The organism is Gilliamella sp. B14384G12 (assembly GCF_016101825.1).
Classification (GTDB): domain Bacteria; phylum Pseudomonadota; class Gammaproteobacteria; order Enterobacterales; family Orbaceae; genus Gilliamella; species Gilliamella apicola_N.
Genome location: NZ_JACFPU010000008.1, coordinates 16,176 through 35,305, shown reverse-complemented (window position 1 = coordinate 35,305; position 19,130 = coordinate 16,176). Strand labels below are relative to the sequence as shown.

Here is a 19,130-nt window from a genome sequence, read left to right as displayed (position 1 = left end):
TAGTTAATTTTGATATCATTTTTTTAAATTTGTAGTGCTTTAGATATCAGTTTCTATCATGGTGCTATCTATTTAGCTGGTCAAGTAATATTATCTGCAATGTTTGATTACGATTTTCACTTTTTCAAAAGTAGCCTCTTTTTCTCGATTGCCTAAAAATTTTCATTTAAATCAAGTATTTTTTCTCATTAATCGATGTTTTTTTATTGAGTAACTTAGGTTAGATTTTCTAATAGCAAAACAGGTGTACTTCTTTGTCGTAAATTAGGTAGGGCTAACTTTGTCTAGTAGAAATTTATTTAACATATAAATAGAATCTTGTTGATTAACACTGCAACTACTTTGGGTTTAGTTCTGTATAATTAAATAATATGTATAAAGTAGAATAAAGGGTTAATGTTTATTTATAAAAATAATTAAAACATGATGTTGTGAATTTCTCTATTATTTTATATTCAGTGTTTATCAAAAATTTATGTAATTTAATATTTTTTTATCAACTCAATATAAACTGTTTTTAAGATAGCCATAATGTACAGTTTCTTTTATACTATTGTTCTATTTTTTACCTGTTTTGGTTTCAAAAAGAGTAATTAGTATGAAAATTTTAGCTGGTTCTTCTGCTTTATCCGCATTTCGTATTAGTAAAATCCTATCTGTTTGTCATGAAAAATCCATTCCTGTTATTAACCTTGAAGCACAATTTGTCCATTTTATTGATTCAATTAGTGAGTTCACAGTTGAGCAACAATTAACACTTGATAAGTTATTACAATATGGTCCCAAATCTGTTCACATAGATAAAGATTGTAATACCAACAAACAACTTTTTTTAGTCACCCCACGTGCCGGTACGATTTCCCCATGGTCATCAAAAGCAACTGATATTGCTCACAATTGTGGATTAACTCAAATTCATCGTATTGAGCGAGGTATTGCTTATTATGTTGTAACACGTTCGCCTTTGACGCAGCCTCAGCAAGATAAATTTGCCGAGTTGATTCATGATCGTATGATGGAAACCGTATTAACCAGTTTTGATCAAGCTGAACAATTATTTAAAGTCGATGAACCAGCGCCAGTAACTGTTGTGGATTTATTAGGTCAAGGGCGTCAAGCATTAGAAGAGGCTAATATCAAGTTAGGTTTAGCGTTAGCATCTGATGAAATTGAGTATTTAGTTGAAAATTTTCAAAAATTAAATCGTAATCCGACAGATATTGAGCTGTATATGTTTGCTCAAGCAAACTCAGAGCATTGTCGACATAAAATTTTTAATGCAGATTGGATTATTGATGGTGTTAAGCAACCTAAATCACTGTTTAAAATGATCAAAAATACTTTTGAAAATACACCTGATTATGTGTCATCTGCTTATAAAGATAATGCTGCGGTTATGGATGGTTCTAAAGTAGGCAGATTTTTTGCAGATTATGGTAATCGAATTTACAGTTATCATCAGGAGTATGCTGATATTTTAATGAAGGTTGAAACTCATAATCACCCAACAGCAATATCACCTTGGCCGGGCGCAGCAACGGGTAGTGGAGGGGAGATTCGTGACGAAGGTGCGACAGGAAAAGGCGCTAAACCAAAAGCTGGATTAGTTGGTTTTTCTGTTTCAAATTTACGAATTCCGAATTTTGAACAGCCGTGGGAACAAGATTTTGGTAAACCCGACAGAATTGTAAGTGCTTTTGACATTATGATGGATGGTCCTTTAGGTGGTGCCGCATTTAATAATGAGTTTGGACGTCCCGCGTTGTTAGGCTATTTTCGTACCTATGAGGAAAAAGTAAATAGCTTTAATGGTGAAGAAGTTAGAGGTTATCATAAACCTATTATGCTAGCTGGTGGTTTGGGAAATATTCGTCGCGAACATATCCAAAAAGGGGAATTCCCTATCGGCTCAAAATTAATTGTTCTTGGTGGACCTGCCATGAATATCGGTTTAGGAGGAGGGGCGGCCTCTTCAATGACATCAGGGCAATCTCATGCTGATCTTGATTTTGCATCAGTTCAACGTGATAACGCTGAAATGGAACGTCGTTGCCAAGAAGTAATCGATCGTTGCTGGCAACTTGGTGATGAAACCCCTATTTTGTTTATCCATGATGTTGGTGCTGGTGGACTATCTAATGCTATGCCGGAACTAGTTAGTGATGGTGGCTGTGGTGGTCAGTTTGAACTGCGCAAAATATTAAGTGATGAGCCAGGCATGTCACCGTTAGAAATTTGGTGTAATGAATCACAAGAGCGCTATGTATTGGCAATACATCCAGAAAGCCTTGAATTGTTTGATGAACTTTGCCAACGTGAGCGTGCTCCTTATGCAGTAATCGGTGAAGCAACAGTTAATAAATCAGTGGTTTTACATGATGAATATTTTAATAATAATCCGATAGATTTACCGTTAGATGTTTTATTAGGTAAACCCCCAAAAATGCTACGTGAAGTTAAATCTCAACAAGCTCATGGTGATAACTTTTCAACAGATGATATTAATTTATATGATGCTGTTAAACGGGTTTTACATTTGCCAACTATTGCTGAAAAGACTTTTTTAATTACCATTGGTGACCGATCAGTAACAGGAATGGTCGCACGCGATCAAATGGTTGGACCTTGGCAAGTGCCTGTAGCTGATTGTGCGGTGACTACAGCTAGTTTAGACAGTTATTATGGTGAAGCCATGTCTATTGGTGAACGCGCTCCAGTTGCTCTGCTTGATTTTGCTGCATCAGCAAGATTAGCTGTTGGTGAAGCAATTACCAATATCGCGGCGACTAACATTGGTGATATTAAACGGATTAAACTTTCGGCTAACTGGATGGCTGCTGCGGGTCATCCTGGTGAAGATGCCGGTCTGTATCAAGCAGTTAAAGCCATTGGCGAAGAGTTATGTCCTGCTTTAGGGTTGGCGATTCCTGTTGGAAAGGATTCAATGTCAATGAAAACAACATGGCAACAAGATGGTGAACAAAAAACAGTTACTTCACCGTTATCGTTAGTAATTTCCGCATTTGCTCGTGTTGAAGATGTTCGTAAAACTGTCACACCACAATTATGTACAGATGAAGATAATTTATTATTGCTTATTGATTTATCCAAAGGTCATCAAGCATTAGGAGCAACTGCATTAGCTCAAGTTTATCGTCATTTAGGGCAAAGAACAGCTGATGTTCATGATGCTAATGAATTAGCGGCTTTTTATCAAGCTATCCAAACATTAATCGCTGAAAATATGTTGATTGCTTATCATGATCGTTCGGATGGTGGTTTATTGGTTACCTTAGCGGAAATGGCATTTGCCGGGCATTGTGGTATTGATGTTGATATTCATACACTAGGTAGTGATGTGATTGCTTCACTATTTAATGAGGAACTGGGTGCCGTTATTCAAATTCATAGTAGGGATTTAGATAAGGTTATAGCATGCTTTAAACGCTTTGGGCTTTCTCATGCGATTCATACGTTAGGTAAAGCTGAAGCAGGGCAGCAATTCATTATACGTAATAATGCTGCTGTAGTTTATAGTGAATCTCGTTTAATGTTAAGAACGTGGTGGGCTGAAACCACATGGCAAATGCAGCGTTTACGCGACAATCCAGTGTGTGCCGATCAAGAACATCAGGCTAAACAAAATGAGGACGATCCGGGCTTGAATGTGCGACTTACGTTTGATCCAACGCAAGACATTGCCGCGCCTTATATTGCAAAAGGAGTGAAACCGAAAGTTGCAATATTACGTGAACAAGGTGTTAACTCTCATGTTGAAATGGCGGCTGCATTTGATCGAGCTGGTTTTGAATCAATTGATGTCCATATGACTGATTTATTATCAGGTCAGGTGACATTGGATCAATTTAATACTCTTGTTGCTTGTGGTGGTTTCTCATATGGTGATGTTTTAGGAGCAGGAGAAGGCTGGGCTAAATCAATTTTATTTAATGAACAAGTTAGACATGAATTTGAACAATTCTTTCATCGCAATGATACTTTATCACTCGGTGTCTGTAATGGTTGTCAGATGATGTCGAATTTGAAAGAGCTAATTCCTGGCGCTGATTTATGGCCTCGTTTTGTGCGTAATTTATCAGAACGATTTGAAGGACGTTTTAGTTTAGTTCAAATTCAATCTAGCCCTTCATTACTGTTTACTGATATGGCGGGTTCACATATGCCAATTGCGGTATCACATGGAGAAGGGCGAGTTGAAGTTCGTGATGATGTTCACTTATCTAATTTAGAAGCATCAGGATTAATTACTGTTCGTTACATTAACCATTTCGGCGATGTAACGCAGCAGTATCCTGCTAATCCAAATGGCTCACCAAATGGTATTACGGCGGTAACTTCAAATGATGGTCGTGCAACTATTATGATGCCTCACCCAGAACGAGTATTTAGAACCGTAACTAATTCATGGCATCCTGATAATTGGGGAGAAGATAGTCCATGGATGCGAATATTTCGTAATGCACGTAAACAGTTAGGGTAATGTAATATAAAAAAACGCCGACATTTGTCGGCGGTTTTTTTGTTAAGTGAAAATGGTTACATTAAACACTAGCATCTTGTGTTTGTCTTGCTACAAGTGGTTGTGATAACGTACTTGCCATTTTTCGAAGTAATGTTTCTGTTTCATTCCAGCTGATACAAGCATCGGTCACGGATACTCCATATTTAAAGTTTTCTTTTGGTTGCTCAGAAGATTGATTACCTTCAACCAAATTACTTTCAATCATCACTCCAATAATTGAGTTATTGCCATGTTTGATTTGCTCAATAATTGAATCGGCAACAATTGGTTGGTTACGGTAATCCTTATTAGAATTGGCATGACTACAGTCGATCATTAAATTTGGTAACAACCCTGCTTTTTTCATCTGTATTTCACATAGTGCGACATTTTCAGCATCATAATTTGGAGCTTTACCCCCACGTAAGATCACATGTCCATGCGAATTACCGACAGTTTGTAAAACCGTCACTTGACCTTGCTGGTTGATACCTACAAAGCGGTGAGGCATAGAAGCTGACTTCATGGCATTAATTGCGACATCTAAATTACCATCTGTACCATTTTTAAAACCGACTGGCATGGATAAACCTGATGCCATTTCACGATGGGTTTGTGATTCTGTGGTTCTTGCACCTATGGCAGACCAGCTAATTAAATCGGCAATGTATTGTGGTGTGTTTGGATCCAATGCTTCGGTAGCGATAGGTAAACCAATTTTAGTGATATCAAGTAATAATTTACGGGCTTTTTTCAGTCCATGCTCAATATCAAATGAACTATCCATATGTGGATCGTTTATCATACCTTTCCAACCAACAGTTGTTCTAGGTTTTTCAAAGTAAACACGCATAACAATAAATAAATCATTACTGACTTCGTCAGATAATTTTTTTAATTTATGTGCATATTCAATGGCTGCTTGAGGATCATGGATAGAACATGGGCCACAGACAATAAGTAATCGCGGATCTTTTCTTTCTAAAATATCAACTACAGTTTTGCGTGATGAGGCAATTTGGTTTTCTAATTCTGGAGAAAGTGGATAAAGTTGTTTTATTTCATCAGGGGTGATTAACATATGCTCATCTCTAATTCGAACATTATTCAAAGTATCTTTTAACATTTTGCTTTCCTTATGAAAATCTTTTAAACATTTTATATGTAAAATATTAATTACATAAACGTCCACTATGTAAACACAGAATTACATAATAGTAAATAGAATTTTTAATTTTTATATCATTATGATGTTTTTATAATGTTTTATACGCTATATAATGGCGTTTTTTATAAATTAGTGAATTTATAAGTTATCCGTTAGTGGTGTAATAAAAAGTTTACAAACAATCTGCTTTTTAATTTATCATGGATAATGGACATTAGTAGCGACTGGTTTTTGTTAACAAATAGTTGTAATGTGTAAAATTGTTAATTTAGGAACAATAAGCAATGCATCAACAAAGACGATATATTCATATAATGGGGACTATAATTGAAATATGGTTGTTGGACGATAATGCAGAAGTGTTATTAAATGAAGCTGAAAGGCGGTTGATAGATTATGAGCGCCGTTTTAGTGCCAATAATCCTAAATCAGAATTAATGAAGATAAATCATAATGCTGGTGTTAAATTTGTGTCAGTTTCAGCAGACCTTTTTGCATTAATTAGGATTGGTAAAATCCAAAGTACTATTGATAATAGTTTTTTAAATATTGCAATAGGGCCTTTAATTCAAACTTGGCGAGTTGGTTTTTATGATGCTAGATATCCTTCTGATATAGAAATACAACAAAAATTAAAGCTTATTAATCCTAATAACATTGTTTTAGATGAATCTAATAATTCAGTCTTTCTTGCTCAATCGGGAATGGCTATTGATTTAGGTGCATTAGCTAAAGGTTTTTTTGCTGATAAAATCATTGAGTTTTTTAAACAACAAAATGCCAAAGCAGCATTTATTAATTTAGGCGGAAATGTTCTAACTTTTGGTGATTGTCCTTTTCATGATGATGGATACTGGCGAGTTGGTATTCAGAATCCTTTTCAACCGAGAGGAAATGTTATCACTGCGCTAAAAATTAAAAATCAGTCAGTGGTAACATCAGGTATCTATGAACGAACATTTAATTATAATGGCAAAACCTATCATCATATTTTTAATAGCCAAACCGGGTACCCCGTAGAAACAGATCTAGCCAGTATCAGTATTGTGTCAAAAAAATCGCTAGACGGTGAAATTTGGACTACTCAGCTTTATGGTGCAAGTGCTCAGTATGCTATATCAGCTATAAATAAAATACCTAACATTGAAGGAATGATTGTTACAGTTAATCATAAGTTTGCTTGCTCAGATGGTTTACCTATTCAATAAATTATTTTATAAATTAAATTGTATTAGTCAAATGACATCGCTTCACGATTAAGGGATGATATAAAAATATCAACAAGTCCCTTTTCTGCTGAATTTAAAGTTTTATTTGCAGAGTACGCAATAAAGTAATTAACCGAAATCAGTTCTAATGGCAGTGGTAATAAATTATAAGCTTGATCATTTTTTTTATTACAAATATTGACACTTTCTGGAATGAAAGTGATACCAATTCCTTTTTTGGCTAACTCAACAAGAGTGAAAATATTACTACTTTCAAGAATTATTTGGGGTTCAATTTTATATTTTTGAATTAGATATTCAATCTGATGACGAATTGCAGAGCCATGCGCTGTTAAAATAAGTTTTTCTTGTAGTAACTTTTTTATAAAATCATCATTACATCCAAGCATTTTAGGATTTTCTTGATAAAGTTTTGAGCTTTGCGGGATTAGCGCATAATAGCAATGTTTGCCACAAGCATGACTAATTAAGTTTTGTGATATTGTTTCGGGATTTTGTCCAATAAAAAAATCCAACATATTATTTTCTGTTTTTTCTTCAAGACTTGTTGGCGTATATTCATGTAATTCAATTTTTATATTTGGATATTTTTGCATAAATGCAGGCAAAAATAGTGGCAGTAAATATGTACCTAAACTAGGTAATACACCTATTTGAATTACGGTGTAATTTGTATCCGTGTACTTTTTGATTTTTCGTTTAAATTGTTCTTGTTTGTCCACCAGTGAAACTAGATATTGATAATAAATTTTACCTGCTTCTGTTAATTGTAAAGGAATCGTTTGACGATTAATGATTTCAATACCAATTTGGTTTTCTACTTTTTTTATTGTTTGCGTTAAATATGATTGAGAAATATAAAGATTTTTTGCAGCTTTGGTAAAATTGCCATGTTTAAGTAAAACATCAATGTATTGCAGCATATTTAATGAATTTATTTTAGTCATTTTATATCTCATTTCCTGTTTTACTATGTTATAACAAATTGCTTATAACCCTATAATTAATCAGCTATTTCACAAATGGATTTTTCTGTTCTAAACTAACTTTTATAAGCATATTACCCAAAAATAAACATACTAAATCTAATAATTAAATATACAACTGTTTTGCGGGATTTCTAAAGAATTTATTTTGAAAAAGTTAGATATTAATAAAATTTGTACTGAAAGGTACTAAGTGAGGTTTTAAAGTGAAATTTATTGGCATAGTTGGCACAAATTCGGATCGTTCAACTAATAGAAAATTACTCCATTTTATGAAAGCGCATTTTGCAGACAAAGTAGAAATTGAAGTCTGTGAAATTAAGTCGTTGCCCGCATTTAATGAACCTAAAGATAAAACGCCACCTTCAACAGTAAAAGAGTTATCAGATAAAATTGAAGATGCTGATGGGGTAATTATAGCCACACCAGAATATGATCATTCAATTACTGCTGCTTTAAAAAGTGCTATTGAGTGGTTGTCTTACACAACTCGTCCACTAATTAATAAATGTGTGATGATTGTGGGAGCTTCTCATGGCTCGTTAGGTTCTTCAAGAGCACAGGCACATTTACGGCAAATTTTAGATGCACCAGAGTTAAAAGCACGAATTATGCCAAGTTCAGAATTTCTTTTAGGGCATTCTCTCCAAGCTTTTGATGAAAATGGTGATCTTATCTACCACGATAAAGTTAAAGAATTAGATGAATGTTTCGATGAATTCATTTTGTTTGTTACTCTTACTAATGAATTACTCAAGAAAGCAAAATTTAATACGGAACAAAATAAGAAATTTAGTTGGAAACAAGCAGCTGAAGAAGGAGCACTATAATGAAATTAATTGGAATTGTTGGAACAAATGCTCAGGAATCTTATAACCGTATCTTATTACAATTTATGCAAAAACATTTTGCTAATAAAGCTGAAATTGAAATATTAGAATTGATTGATGTGCCAATGTTTAATGAAACAGATGATCAATCTAATAATCTGGTTATTCAGAATTTTAATAATAAAATTATACAAGCAGATGGTGTAATTATTGCTACTCCAGAACATAATCATTCTATTCCATCAGCACTAAAAAGTATTATTGAATGGCTATCATTTAATTTACATCCATTTGATGGCAAACCAGTGATGATTGTAGGTGCTTCTTATGATGTGCAAGGTTCATCAAGAGCACAATTACATCTAAGACAAATATTTGATGCGCCAGGTGTAAATGCCACTGTTATGCCAGGCTATGAATTCTTGCTTGGACGAGCACATGAAGCATTTGATGAAAAAGGTAATCTCAAATCAGAACGCACTATTGATTTCTTAGATAGTTGTTTTTTCCGTTTTATTCGCTTTACCCAAGTTGTTAGGTTACTTAATGTTCCAGAGGAAATCTCTTTTGAACCGGGAAGATATTGCGTTACAGCACCAGGTCATAACGGTGATTTACCAATGGTGGTTGTATTGTCGAATGATCGTATTGAGTCAATTGATATTGATACTGAAGGTGAATCAGAAGGCATTGCTGATGTAGTATTTAAACGTATTCCATCACAAATTCTTGAAGGACAAACTCTTAATGTGGATATTTTATCTGGTGCCTCCGTCACCAGTAATGGTGTGATTGATGGTGTGGCTAAAGCAATTAAGATGGCTGGTGCTAATCCTGATGTTTTACGTAAACGACCAAAAGCTCCAAGTGCGATTGATAATAGCGATGTGCAATATGAAACTGATGTGGTTGTCGTGGGTGCTGGTGGTGCTGGTTTATCCGCTGCAGCAAGTGTTTTACAAGAAGGTAAAAAAGTTATAGTTGTTGAAAAGTTCCCTGCTGTCGGTGGTAATACTGTCCGTACGGGAGGACCAATGAATGCGGCCAATCCTAAATGGCAAAATACGTTTGCTGCTATTGCTGGTGAGAGTCATACTTTACAAGAAATTGCCACAATGGATGAGTCGACTATTGATTCTGAATATCTTAATGATTTTAAAATATTAAGACAGCAAATTAATGATTATCTGGCTGAAAATAAAGATAAGACCGGTTATTTATTTGATTCTGCGTTGTTGCATCGTATCCAAACCTATCTTGGCGGTAAAAGAACTGACCAGTTAGGCAATGTAATTTATGGTCAATACGATTTAGTTAAAATTTTAACTGATGAAGCGTTAGATTCCGTTAAATGGTTGGAAGATATTGGTGTTGAATTTGATAAACATGATGTGACAATGCCTGTTGGGGCATTATGGCGTAGAGGTCATAAACCACTAAAAAGTGAAGGTTATGCTTATGTTTCAGCATTACAAAAATATGTTGAAGAGCATGGCGGTATAATCATTACTGATACAGCAGTAAAAGAGCTATTTGTTGAAAATGGACAAGTTGCAGGAGTGATTGGCAGTGGTTTAAATGGTAAAAAAGTTACTGTGAAAGCTGATGCAGTTATTTTAGCTTCTGGTGGTTTTGGTGCTAATACCAAAATGTTAAAAGAATATAATACCTATTGGACAGAAATTGACGATGATATTAAAACATCTAATTCGCCTGCTATTACTGGTGACGGTATTGTTTTAGGTCAAAGTGTTGGAGCTGATCTTGTTGGTATGGGCTTTTCACAAATGATGCCTGTTTCTGATCCTGAAACAGGTGCGTTGTTTAGTGGATTACAAGTTCCTCCTCAAAACTTCATTATGGTTAATAAGCAAGGTAGGCGTTTTGTTAATGAGTATGGTAGTCGAGACAAACTTACCCAAGCTGCAATTGATAATGGTGGGTTATTTTATTTAATTGCTGATGAAGCAATCAAGAAAACTGCTTATAACACTTCTCAAGAAAAAATTGATAAACAAATTGCGGCTGGCACATTATTTTGTGCTAATACTTTAGAAGAGTTAGCACAAAAACTGGGTATGGATGCAAACGTCTTCAAACAGACTATAACTAATTATAATAGTTATGTTGATGCTGGAAACGATCCTGAATTTGGAAAAGATGTTTTTGATTTAAAAGTCCAAATTCCTCCATTTTATGCTACACCAAGAAAACCAGCCGTTCATCATACTATGGGAGGACTAAGGATTGATACACAAACCCATGTGTTAGATAAATCAGGACAAAAAATTAAAGGCTTATATGCCGCAGGTGAAGTTGCTGGCGGTATTCATGCAGGTAATAGGCTTGGTGGTAATTCATTAACCGATATATTCACTTTCGGACGAATTGCTGGCAAGACTGCATTAAAGGATATAAATCTAAGAATGGAGTCTAATAATGGTAAAAGCAAAAAATTATGTTAACAGATGGATTATTCTAGTTGCATCAACATCAATATTACTTTGTACTGGTGCTATTTATGCCTTTAGTGTTTTTGCAGGACCGTTAAGTATTGCAAAAAATTGGAGTATGTCAGATGTTATGATTGCATTTGGCATAAATTCAGCCGTTGGACCAATTCCTATGATATTAGGTGGTTTTTTAACGGATAAAGGTTTAGCTAAATGGTCTAGTGTTATTGGTGGTTTGTTGTTTGGGCTTGGGTTTTATCTGAGTGGTTATGTGACCAGTCCTTTGATGCTTTATATTACTTATGGTCTATTAAGTGGTTTTGGACAAGGATTAGCTTATTCAGGTTGCTTAAGTAATACAATTAAATTCTTTCCAGATAAACGTGGACTTGCATCAGGCATTATTACTGCCGGTATGGGAGGTGCAGCAATTATTGCTGCACCAATCGGTAACTATTTGATTGAAAGTTTTAATGTGCTGTATGCATTTAAAATTTTAGGTTGTACCTATATCGTGGTTGTTATGGTTGCTAGTTTTTTTATCAAAGTGGCACCAGCCAATTATCAACCTGAAGGTTGGGTTCAAGCAAACAGTCAACAAAGTAAACCTATTATTAATAAAAACTGGCAAGAGATGTTAAAAACGCCATATTTTTATCTAATTTTCTTTATGTTAGGTACTGGCGCTTTTTCCGGATTGATGATTGCTTCAAATGCTTCTGGTATTGGACAAAATATGTTTGGATTAACATCTGCTCTTGCTGCTTTTTATGTCAGTTTATATTCACTAAGTAATTGTGCTGGGCGAGTAGTATGGGGCACTGTATCAGATAAATTAGGAAGAAATAAAACATTAGATATTATCTTTTCGGTAATTATATTTGCTTTTATTTCGTTTTTATTTATTCCATCACAAGCAGGATTTGCCATTGGGATAATCGCACTTGGCTTATGTTTTGGAGGCGTAATGGGTGTTTTCCCACCAATGGTGATGGAAAATTATGGTCCTATCAACCAAGGTGTTAACTATGGCATCATCTTTGTTGGTTACTCTTCAGCTGCATTTTTTGCGCCAAAACTAACTGCTGATATTCTAGTCAATAATGATGGTGATTATACTAAAGCATTTTATATTGCAATTGCGGTGGCGTTCTTGGGGCTAATATTAAATCTTATTTATAAACAGATTAAAAAAACAAAAATGTAAAATTAAGTTATTTTTATTATAAAAAATGAAAGGCGTAATGTATCACGCCTTTTATTTTATAACAGAAATATTTAATATTATTAAAAATAGAGATTTAAACTTGTTGTATAGATTCAAATACTATCTCTTTTTCAATTCCATCAATAATTTCAGCATGTCCAATTTTAGTTGGTATTACTAGGCGTAATTGTCCTGATAGGACTTTTTTATCGCGCATCATATGTGGAAGGTAAGACTCTATGGACATTTGTTTAGGTTTTATTACAGGAAGTTTAGCTTTAATTAACAAGTTTTTTATACGATAAATATCATTATCTGTTAATTTATTTAATAATTTAGCGGTTTGAGCTGCCATGAGTATACCAACACTGATAGCTTCACCATGTAACCAATTGCCATATCCAAGTTCAGCCTCAATTGCATGCCCATAAGTATGACCTAGATTTAATATAGCGCGCATATCTTGTTCAGTTTCATCAGCTGCAACTATTTGGGCTTTAAGTTGGCAACAGCGATAAATACAGTAACTGAGTGCTTTGACATCTAGATTGAGTAACTCTTCAATATGTATTTCTAACCAATTAAAGAAATCTTCATCTAAAATAATCCCATATTTTATGACTTCGGCCAGACCTGCGGAAAATTCACGTTGAGGTAGAGTTTTTAAGCAATTTAAATCAATAACAACTGATTGAGGTTGATAAAAGGCACCAATCATATTTTTACCTAATGGATGGTTAATAGCTGTTTTACCACCGACTGAAGAATCAACTTGTGATAATAGTGTCGTAGGCACTTGAATAAACTTAATTCCTCGTTGGTATGCCGATGCCGCAAAACCTGCAACATCACCTATTACGCCACCACCTAAAGCAATAAGTATGCTGTTACGTGTATGATTATTAGCAAGCAAAGCAGTTAAAATAGTATTCCATGTTTCCATGGTTTTATATTTTTCTCCATCTGGAACAATAATGGAATCCGTTTTCACACCATTCTTTTCTAGCATATCAATTAATGGTTGTAAATAAAGTGGAGCAATAGTTTCATTGGTAGCGATTAACACGCGCTGACCTGCCTGAAGTTTAAAATGGTGGAATTCATTTAGTAAATTTTCACCAATAATTATAGGATAACTACGTTTGGCGAGTGCTACATTTAAAATCTTTTGCATAATAATTTCCAATCCAGTCAAAGCTAATTTATTACTTCATGTTAACGATAAAAAAGTGGCAGCGCAACTTAGAATCATTTAAACTTAACGCCAATTTTTATTTGTGATTTTGAATTTTATATGTCTTTATCTACTGTTTTAGCACAAAAGAATTGGCGAGTTGGCGATATAGAGGGTAATACTGAACAAATTGTTGAGTTAATACATTGCCATTCATCTAATGACCTTATTATTTTTTCGGAACTTGCTATCTGCGGTTATCCGCCAGAAGATTTAATTTATCGTGCTGATTTTAAAGATCGGTGTGAAAAAGCGCTATCTTTAGTTCAACAGGCTAGCACTGATTGTGCTGTAATTATCGGTCATCCGCATTGGCAAGATGGACATATCTATAATGCATTATCCTTTTTTTATGCAGGAAAGTTATTAACGCGATATCACAAACAACAGCTACCTAATTATGATGTTTTTGATGAGAAGCGTTATTTTACCGCAGATAATCAGAGTTGTATTGTCGATTTTAAAGGTAAAAGAATTGGATTATTAATCTGTGAAGATCTTTGGCAAAATCAGCCTATCGATCAAATTAGTACCCAGAATGCAGATTTAGTAATAACTATTAACGCTTCTCCTTATGACTATGAAAAGCAGCAGCGTCGACACGATTTAATCAAAGCCCATGCCATTCGAACCCGATTACCTATTATTTATGTTAATCAAGTTGGTGGTCAAGATGAACTTGTTTTTGATGGTGGGTCTTTTGTTTGCAATGAATATGGTGATATTGTTTGCCAACTAAAATCTTTTGTAGAACAAGTCACTTGTTTTGAATTAGGTGTACCTAACCAAACTACCCTTGCTGAAGATGAAAATCATCCTTTAGCGTCTATATATGATGCATTGGTACTTGCAACACGTGATTATATTACCAAAAATGGTTTTCAAGGCGCAGTATTGGGTCTTTCTGGTGGCATTGATTCAGCGCTAACATTAGCTATTGCGGTTGATGCACTAGGCAAAGATAAGGTGCAGGCTGTTATGATGCCATTTCGTTACACGGCTGACATTAGTATTGCTGATGCCAAAGAAGAAGCTGAAATATTAGGCGTGGAATTTGATATTATTTCGATTGAACCAATGTTTGATGCGTTTATGTCATCTTTAAAACCTATGTTCGCAGGGACACAAAAAGATACTACAGAAGAAAATTTACAAGCGCGTTGTCGTGGCGTTATTTTAATGGCTTTATCTAATAAAAGACGACGTCTGGTATTAACAACTGGTAATAAAAGTGAGATGTCAGTGGGTTATGCTACGCTTTATGGAGATATGGCTGGAGGCTTTGATGTGCTCAAAGATGTACCTAAAACTATGGTGTTTGCATTATCAAAATATCGAAATACCCGTTCATATGTTATTCCTGAAAGGGTAATTACCCGTCCTCCTTCAGCTGAATTGGCTCCAGATCAGAAAGACGAAGATAGTTTACCGCCATATGATATTTTAGATGGAATATTGAAAGGTTATGTTGAACAAGATCTTTCTGTTGAACAACTCATTGAGCAAGGTTATGATGAAATTACAGTTAGACGTGTTATTAAACTGGTTGACATTAATGAGTATAAACGACGTCAGTCAGCTGTTGGCCCAAAAATTACAATACGTAATTTTGGAAAAGGTAGACGTTATCCAATAACATCTGCATTTGGATTTAAAAATTGGTGATCTCGAATTGAGGAAAAACAAGTATGAAAAAAATTGAAGCTATTATCAAACCATTCAAATTAGATGATATTCGAGAAGCGTTAGCCGATCAAGGTATAACGGGTATGACCGTTACTGAAGTGAAAGGTTTTGGTCGTCAAAAAGGGCATACAGAACTTTATCGTGGCGCTGAATATATGGTAGATTTTTTACCAAAAGTAAAAATTGAGCTTGTAGTTTCTGACGATATTTTAGAAACGTGTATCGAAACCATTATGAAAACTGCTCAAACTGGCAAAATCGGTGATGGGAAGATTTTTGTTTATAATGTCGAGCAAGTTATTCGTATTCGTACTGGAGAAATGGATGACTCGGCAATTTAGTTAAATTTATTTGATATCAGGGCGTTCTTGTTTAAGTAATTCTACTGTGACAATACCTTGAATTGAACAAATTAGCAGATTCATATTTGCTCCTTTTTCAAGTAATAATAGCTTTTCAGTTGTATCCGGGGCAGGAATGGTTTTTACACCAACTACTGTACCGGTATTTTCATTCCATACATGTATTTCATCATTAATATTACGAATCATTGGATTAGCAATATAAAGCAAATTGTCTTCCATATTTTTCCAATCAATGAAATCCAACGTATCTTTAATTTCGTTTATATCATTGTCAATAATAAATCCCCAAAAATAATATTTCCCCATTTTTCCTAGATCCATGGCACTATCGTAATAACCTTTAATTATTAAATTTTTATAAGTCATAGGAATTTTGAAATAAGTATAGTTTTTATTGGTATCTGTACGATTTTCGACAGAAATATAAGCTTTATTCTTATCAAAGGTTTGGATATTTGTATATTTTTGCAATTCACTTTTGTTAGCATAAACTTCTTTGAAAAAATTAGGATTACAAAGAGTCAATGATTGTATTAATGCAAGTTTATCTGCAGTTGCAGCAGATGAACACAACAAAAAAAACAAAATAACAGCAATTTTGACCATGTTAATGTGAATTGACAATGATTGAAACCATATAATTCTTAGTACGTTGATTGTATAATTTTTACAACATAATAACAATGTTAAAGCATCTTTTCTTTTTAAAGAATTATTAAGATTTGTTTATTTATAATTAGTTTTATTTTAGAAACGAATATTAGAAATATAAAAATATATTTTATCAAGTATTAATCTCATTTATGTCTATTTATGGAAGATAGATCTCAAAAATATGAATTTATTAAAAAAAATAGTTTGATTATTAAATTATTTACTATAACTTAATTTAAGTAGTAAGTTAATTATGTTATTCAATTAATTAAGTTAAGTAGAGATAAATTATGAGTTCAACATTTACAAATAAAATCCTTAAGGATTTATCTTCCTTTGATGATATTTCAATCAAAACTTTTTTTGGGGGATTTAGTATTAATAGCAAAGGAGTAATGTTCGGTTGGATTGGCGAACAGGAGTTTTATTTAAGAGGTCATTCTCATTATCGATCTGTTTTTATCGAGTTAGGTATGACAACTTTAACCCTACCTTCAGGTATTTCGACAAAATCGTTAGATTATTACAAGGTAAGTGATGAATTATTTGAGGATTCACAAACATTTCATTCCATGGTTAAAATGGTTATTAAATATGCTCAGTTAGAACAAGATGAGAAACTCAAGTTAAAAAAGCAGCGAATTAAAACACTCCCTAATATAACACTATCATTAGAAAAATTACTATTTAGTGTTGGTATTACCAATATAGAAATATTTTATAAAGTAGGATATTTAGAAGCATATCACAGGATGAAAAATAAAAATTCTCGTATTTCAAATAATGTTTTATTTATTTTATATGGCTCATTGAATCATCGTCATGTTGCATCATTATCTAATGCAACTAAAAAACAGATTGAATTAGCATATGAAGATTTTTTAAAAGACAAAGAAGAAAATTAATGATTTAATTGTTAATTAATTTTGTTAACAGTTATCTTAATTATGGTTAATATTTTAAGATAACTGTATTTGATTATATTAATATATGTAAATTATATATTATTGTGTTATGTAGATGACCTTCTACGAGGTGCGCGTTTAAAAGTTTTTGGTGAGGGTAAATCAACTAATAATGCAGATGGATCATATTGACTAACGGGAATGGTATGATTAATTGCTTTTTCAATTGCCGGTAAATTTTGAGAATAACGTTCACAAGCAAGTGAAATTGAGTAACCTTCAGCCCCTGCACGTCCAGTTCTTCCAATTCTATGACGATAGTCATCACAATCATCCGGCAGATCATAATTAAAAACATGGGTAACATCAGGAATATGTAAACCACGTGCGGCAACATCCGTTGCGACTAAAATATCTAGATCGCCACGAGTAAACTGTTCTAAAATTGACAAACGTTTTTTCTGAGCAATATCGCCGGTTAATAGCCCTACACGATGACCATCTGCAATTAAATGTCGCCATATTTTTTCACAGGCCACTTTAGTGTTAGCAAATACGATGCAGCGATCGGGCCATTCTTCTTCAATAAGTGTTTGTAGTAGGGCAAGTTTATCTTCATTGGATGGAAAAAATAGCTCTTCTTTGATACGGTGACCAATTTTTTGCTCAGGCTCAACCTCAACATATTGTGGATTATTCATATGCTCAAAAGCTAATTCACGTACATTATGTGTTAATGTTGCTGAAAATAACATGGTCAATCGTTTTGAAGGGGGAGACATGTGTTTAAAAATCCAGCGAACATCGCGTATAAAACCTAAGTCAAACATACGATCGGCTTCATCCAAAACGGCAACCTGAATTGCTTCTAAATTTATATAATTTTGTTTGGCATAGTCGATTAATCGCCCTGTGGTAGCAATTAAAATATCTACGCCAGCTGATAACATTTTTAATTGTTTATCATAGCCATCACCGCCAAAAGCTAATCCTAATTTAAGACCTGTTTCTTCAGATAATACTTCTGCATCGTGATAAATTTGTACCACAAGCTCTCGAGTTGGGGCTATAATGATTGCTCTAGGTTGGTTTGCTTTATGATCCGGTAACGGTTCATGATTTAATAAATGATTAAACGTTGAGGCCAAAAAAGCAATGGTTTTACCTGTTCCTGTCTGTCCTTGCCCAGCTATATCAACTCCATTTGTTGTTAACGGTAATGTTTGTTCTTGAATTGGCGTACAATAAGTAAAGCCTTTCTTATCAAGTGCTTTTATCACTAGAGGATGCAATGGAAATTGACTAAAAGTTGTTTTGGTAAGATAAGATGGAATCATTGTGGTTTCAAATGTAATTATCAAAGTTTAAGAATTATAGCATATTAGTCATACAGACATCACTAATAATTATGTCCTATTATACTAATTACTAGTGGAAAAACAGAAAATTTATTAATATTATAAATATAAATATTTATTGGGGGATAAACAAATGAGTAATAATATTGTTTCACTTTCTGAAGCGACATTTGACAAACAAATCAATGATGCTGAAAAACCAGTATTGGTTGATTTCTGGGCCGAATGGTGTGGACCTTGTAAAATGATAGCACCAATTTTAGAAGAGGTTGCACAAGAATATGGTAATAAAGTGATCTTTGCTAAAGTAAATATTGAGGAAAATCCTAAAATAGCCCCTAAATTTAATATACGTGGAATCCCTACATTATTGATTTTCAAACATGGTAAAGTTGTTGCAACACAAGTTGGAGCCTTATCTAAAGCACAGCTTAAAAGCTTTATTGATGAGCAACTTTAATTGTGTTAAATAGTTATTACAAATAATAAGAGTAATGAAAATTACTCTTATTTTTTATTTTAAATAAATACAT

14 protein-coding genes are annotated in these 19,130 nt (G+C 33.8%); 9 read left to right on the top strand and 5 right to left on the bottom strand.

Translation table 11 applies throughout. From position 1 onward, the window contains the following. The first annotated feature begins 598 nt into the window (after window positions 1-598). Entirely contained in the window at window positions 599-4,501 is a 3,903-nt protein-coding gene (purL, locus tag H3S73_RS09135) for a phosphoribosylformylglycinamidine synthase (protein ID WP_198236451.1), read from the top strand. Between the two features lie 61 nt (window positions 4,502-4,562). Here the strand turns inward: purL and H3S73_RS09130 are convergent, their stop codons facing one another. Then, entirely contained in the window at window positions 4,563-5,648 is a 1,086-nt protein-coding gene (locus H3S73_RS09130) for a 3-deoxy-7-phosphoheptulonate synthase (protein ID WP_198236452.1), read from the bottom strand. A 326-nt stretch (window positions 5,649-5,974) separates the two neighbouring features. Between H3S73_RS09130 and H3S73_RS09125 the strand changes: the two genes are divergently transcribed. After that, window positions 5,975-6,898 carry an FAD:protein FMN transferase gene (locus H3S73_RS09125; RefSeq protein WP_198236453.1) on the top strand — a complete coding sequence of 308 codons (924 nt, stop codon included), beginning with the start codon at window positions 5,975-5,977 and terminating at the stop codon, window positions 6,896-6,898. 23 nt (window positions 6,899-6,921) lie between these two features. Here H3S73_RS09125 and H3S73_RS09120 read toward each other — a convergent pair whose 3' ends face one another. Continuing rightward, complete coding sequence (locus H3S73_RS09120) at window positions 6,922-7,866, bottom strand: LysR family transcriptional regulator (RefSeq protein WP_198236454.1); 945 nt, start codon at window positions 7,864-7,866, stop codon at window positions 6,922-6,924. A 245-nt stretch (window positions 7,867-8,111) separates the two neighbouring features. On the opposite strand from H3S73_RS09120, the gene H3S73_RS09115 reads away from it, so the two are divergent. Genes H3S73_RS09115 through H3S73_RS09105 form a run of 3 tightly spaced genes read left to right on the top strand, consistent with a single transcriptional unit; the run spans window position 8,112 to window position 12,395 of the window. After that, window positions 8,112-8,735, top strand: coding sequence for an NADPH-dependent FMN reductase (locus tag H3S73_RS09115; protein ID WP_198227517.1), 624 nt, complete (start codon window positions 8,112-8,114; stop codon window positions 8,733-8,735). Next, complete coding sequence (locus tag H3S73_RS09110; protein WP_198236455.1) at window positions 8,735-11,200, top strand: flavocytochrome c; 2,466 nt, start codon at window positions 8,735-8,737, stop codon at window positions 11,198-11,200. Before H3S73_RS09115 ends, H3S73_RS09110 begins: the two co-directional genes overlap by 1 nt. Beyond that, window positions 11,175-12,395, top strand: coding sequence for an OFA family MFS transporter (locus H3S73_RS09105; protein WP_198236456.1), 1,221 nt, complete (start codon window positions 11,175-11,177; stop codon window positions 12,393-12,395). The genes H3S73_RS09110 and H3S73_RS09105 overlap by 26 nt, the downstream gene beginning before the upstream one ends. 94 nt (window positions 12,396-12,489) lie before the next feature. Here H3S73_RS09105 and aroB read toward each other — a convergent pair whose 3' ends face one another. Next, window positions 12,490-13,569 carry a 3-dehydroquinate synthase gene (gene aroB / locus H3S73_RS09100; RefSeq protein WP_198236457.1) on the bottom strand — a complete coding sequence of 360 codons (1,080 nt, stop codon included), beginning with the start codon at window positions 13,567-13,569 and terminating at the stop codon, window positions 12,490-12,492. A 120-nt stretch (window positions 13,570-13,689) separates the two neighbouring features. Between aroB and H3S73_RS09095 the strand changes: the two genes are divergently transcribed. Then, the gene (locus tag H3S73_RS09095) at window positions 13,690-15,294 is read left to right on the top strand and encodes an NAD+ synthase (RefSeq protein WP_198236458.1); all 1,605 of its coding nucleotides are present in this window, start codon (window positions 13,690-13,692) and stop codon (window positions 15,292-15,294) included. A 23-nt stretch (window positions 15,295-15,317) separates the two neighbouring features. Continuing rightward, window positions 15,318-15,656, top strand: a complete 339-nt coding sequence (gene glnB / locus H3S73_RS09090) for a nitrogen regulatory protein P-II (RefSeq protein WP_039126013.1) — start codon at window positions 15,318-15,320, stop codon at window positions 15,654-15,656. Between the two features lie 6 nt (window positions 15,657-15,662). Here the strand turns inward: glnB and H3S73_RS09085 are convergent, their stop codons facing one another. Continuing rightward, window positions 15,663-16,304 (bottom strand): hypothetical protein, encoded by a 642-nt coding sequence (locus H3S73_RS09085; protein WP_198227506.1) that lies wholly within the window; start codon window positions 16,302-16,304, stop codon window positions 15,663-15,665. Window positions 16,305-16,624: 320 nt separating this feature from the next. On the opposite strand from H3S73_RS09085, the gene H3S73_RS09080 reads away from it, so the two are divergent. Continuing rightward, complete coding sequence (locus H3S73_RS09080; RefSeq protein WP_198227504.1) at window positions 16,625-17,239, top strand: TfoX/Sxy family protein; 615 nt, start codon at window positions 16,625-16,627, stop codon at window positions 17,237-17,239. Window positions 17,240-17,346: 107 nt separating this feature from the next. Here the strand turns inward: H3S73_RS09080 and rhlB are convergent, their stop codons facing one another. After that, the gene (rhlB, locus tag H3S73_RS09075; RefSeq protein WP_198227502.1) at window positions 17,347-18,576 is read right to left on the bottom strand and encodes an ATP-dependent RNA helicase RhlB; all 1,230 of its coding nucleotides are present in this window, start codon (window positions 18,574-18,576) and stop codon (window positions 17,347-17,349) included. Window positions 18,577-18,730: 154 nt separating this feature from the next. Here rhlB and trxA point away from each other — a divergent pair, with 154 nt between their 5' ends. Continuing rightward, window positions 18,731-19,057 (top strand): thioredoxin TrxA, encoded by a 327-nt coding sequence (gene trxA, locus H3S73_RS09070; protein ID WP_198227500.1) that lies wholly within the window; start codon window positions 18,731-18,733, stop codon window positions 19,055-19,057. Window positions 19,058-19,130 lie beyond the last annotated feature (73 nt).

Coding starts and splice junctions, on each gene's coding strand:
- purL (WP_198236451.1), top strand. CDS start 599: ATGAAAATTTTAGCTGGTTCTTCTGCTTTATCCGCATTTCGTATTAGT.
- H3S73_RS09130 (WP_198236452.1), bottom strand. CDS start 5,648: ATGTTAAAAGATACTTTGAATAATGTTCGAATTAGAGATGAGCATATG.
- H3S73_RS09125 (WP_198236453.1), top strand. CDS start 5,975: ATGCATCAACAAAGACGATATATTCATATAATGGGGACTATAATTGAA.
- H3S73_RS09120 (WP_198236454.1), bottom strand. CDS start 7,866: ATGACTAAAATAAATTCATTAAATATGCTGCAATACATTGATGTTTTA.
- H3S73_RS09110 (WP_198236455.1), top strand. CDS start 8,735: ATGAAATTAATTGGAATTGTTGGAACAAATGCTCAGGAATCTTATAAC.
- H3S73_RS09105 (WP_198236456.1), top strand. CDS start 11,175: ATGGTAAAAGCAAAAAATTATGTTAACAGATGGATTATTCTAGTTGCA.
- aroB (WP_198236457.1), bottom strand. CDS start 13,569: ATGCAAAAGATTTTAAATGTAGCACTCGCCAAACGTAGTTATCCTATA.
- H3S73_RS09095 (WP_198236458.1), top strand. CDS start 13,690: ATGTCTTTATCTACTGTTTTAGCACAAAAGAATTGGCGAGTTGGCGAT.
- glnB (WP_039126013.1), top strand. CDS start 15,318: ATGAAAAAAATTGAAGCTATTATCAAACCATTCAAATTAGATGATATT.
- H3S73_RS09080 (WP_198227504.1), top strand. CDS start 16,625: ATGAGTTCAACATTTACAAATAAAATCCTTAAGGATTTATCTTCCTTT.
- rhlB (WP_198227502.1), bottom strand. CDS start 18,576: ATGATTCCATCTTATCTTACCAAAACAACTTTTAGTCAATTTCCATTG.
- trxA (WP_198227500.1), top strand. CDS start 18,731: ATGAGTAATAATATTGTTTCACTTTCTGAAGCGACATTTGACAAACAA.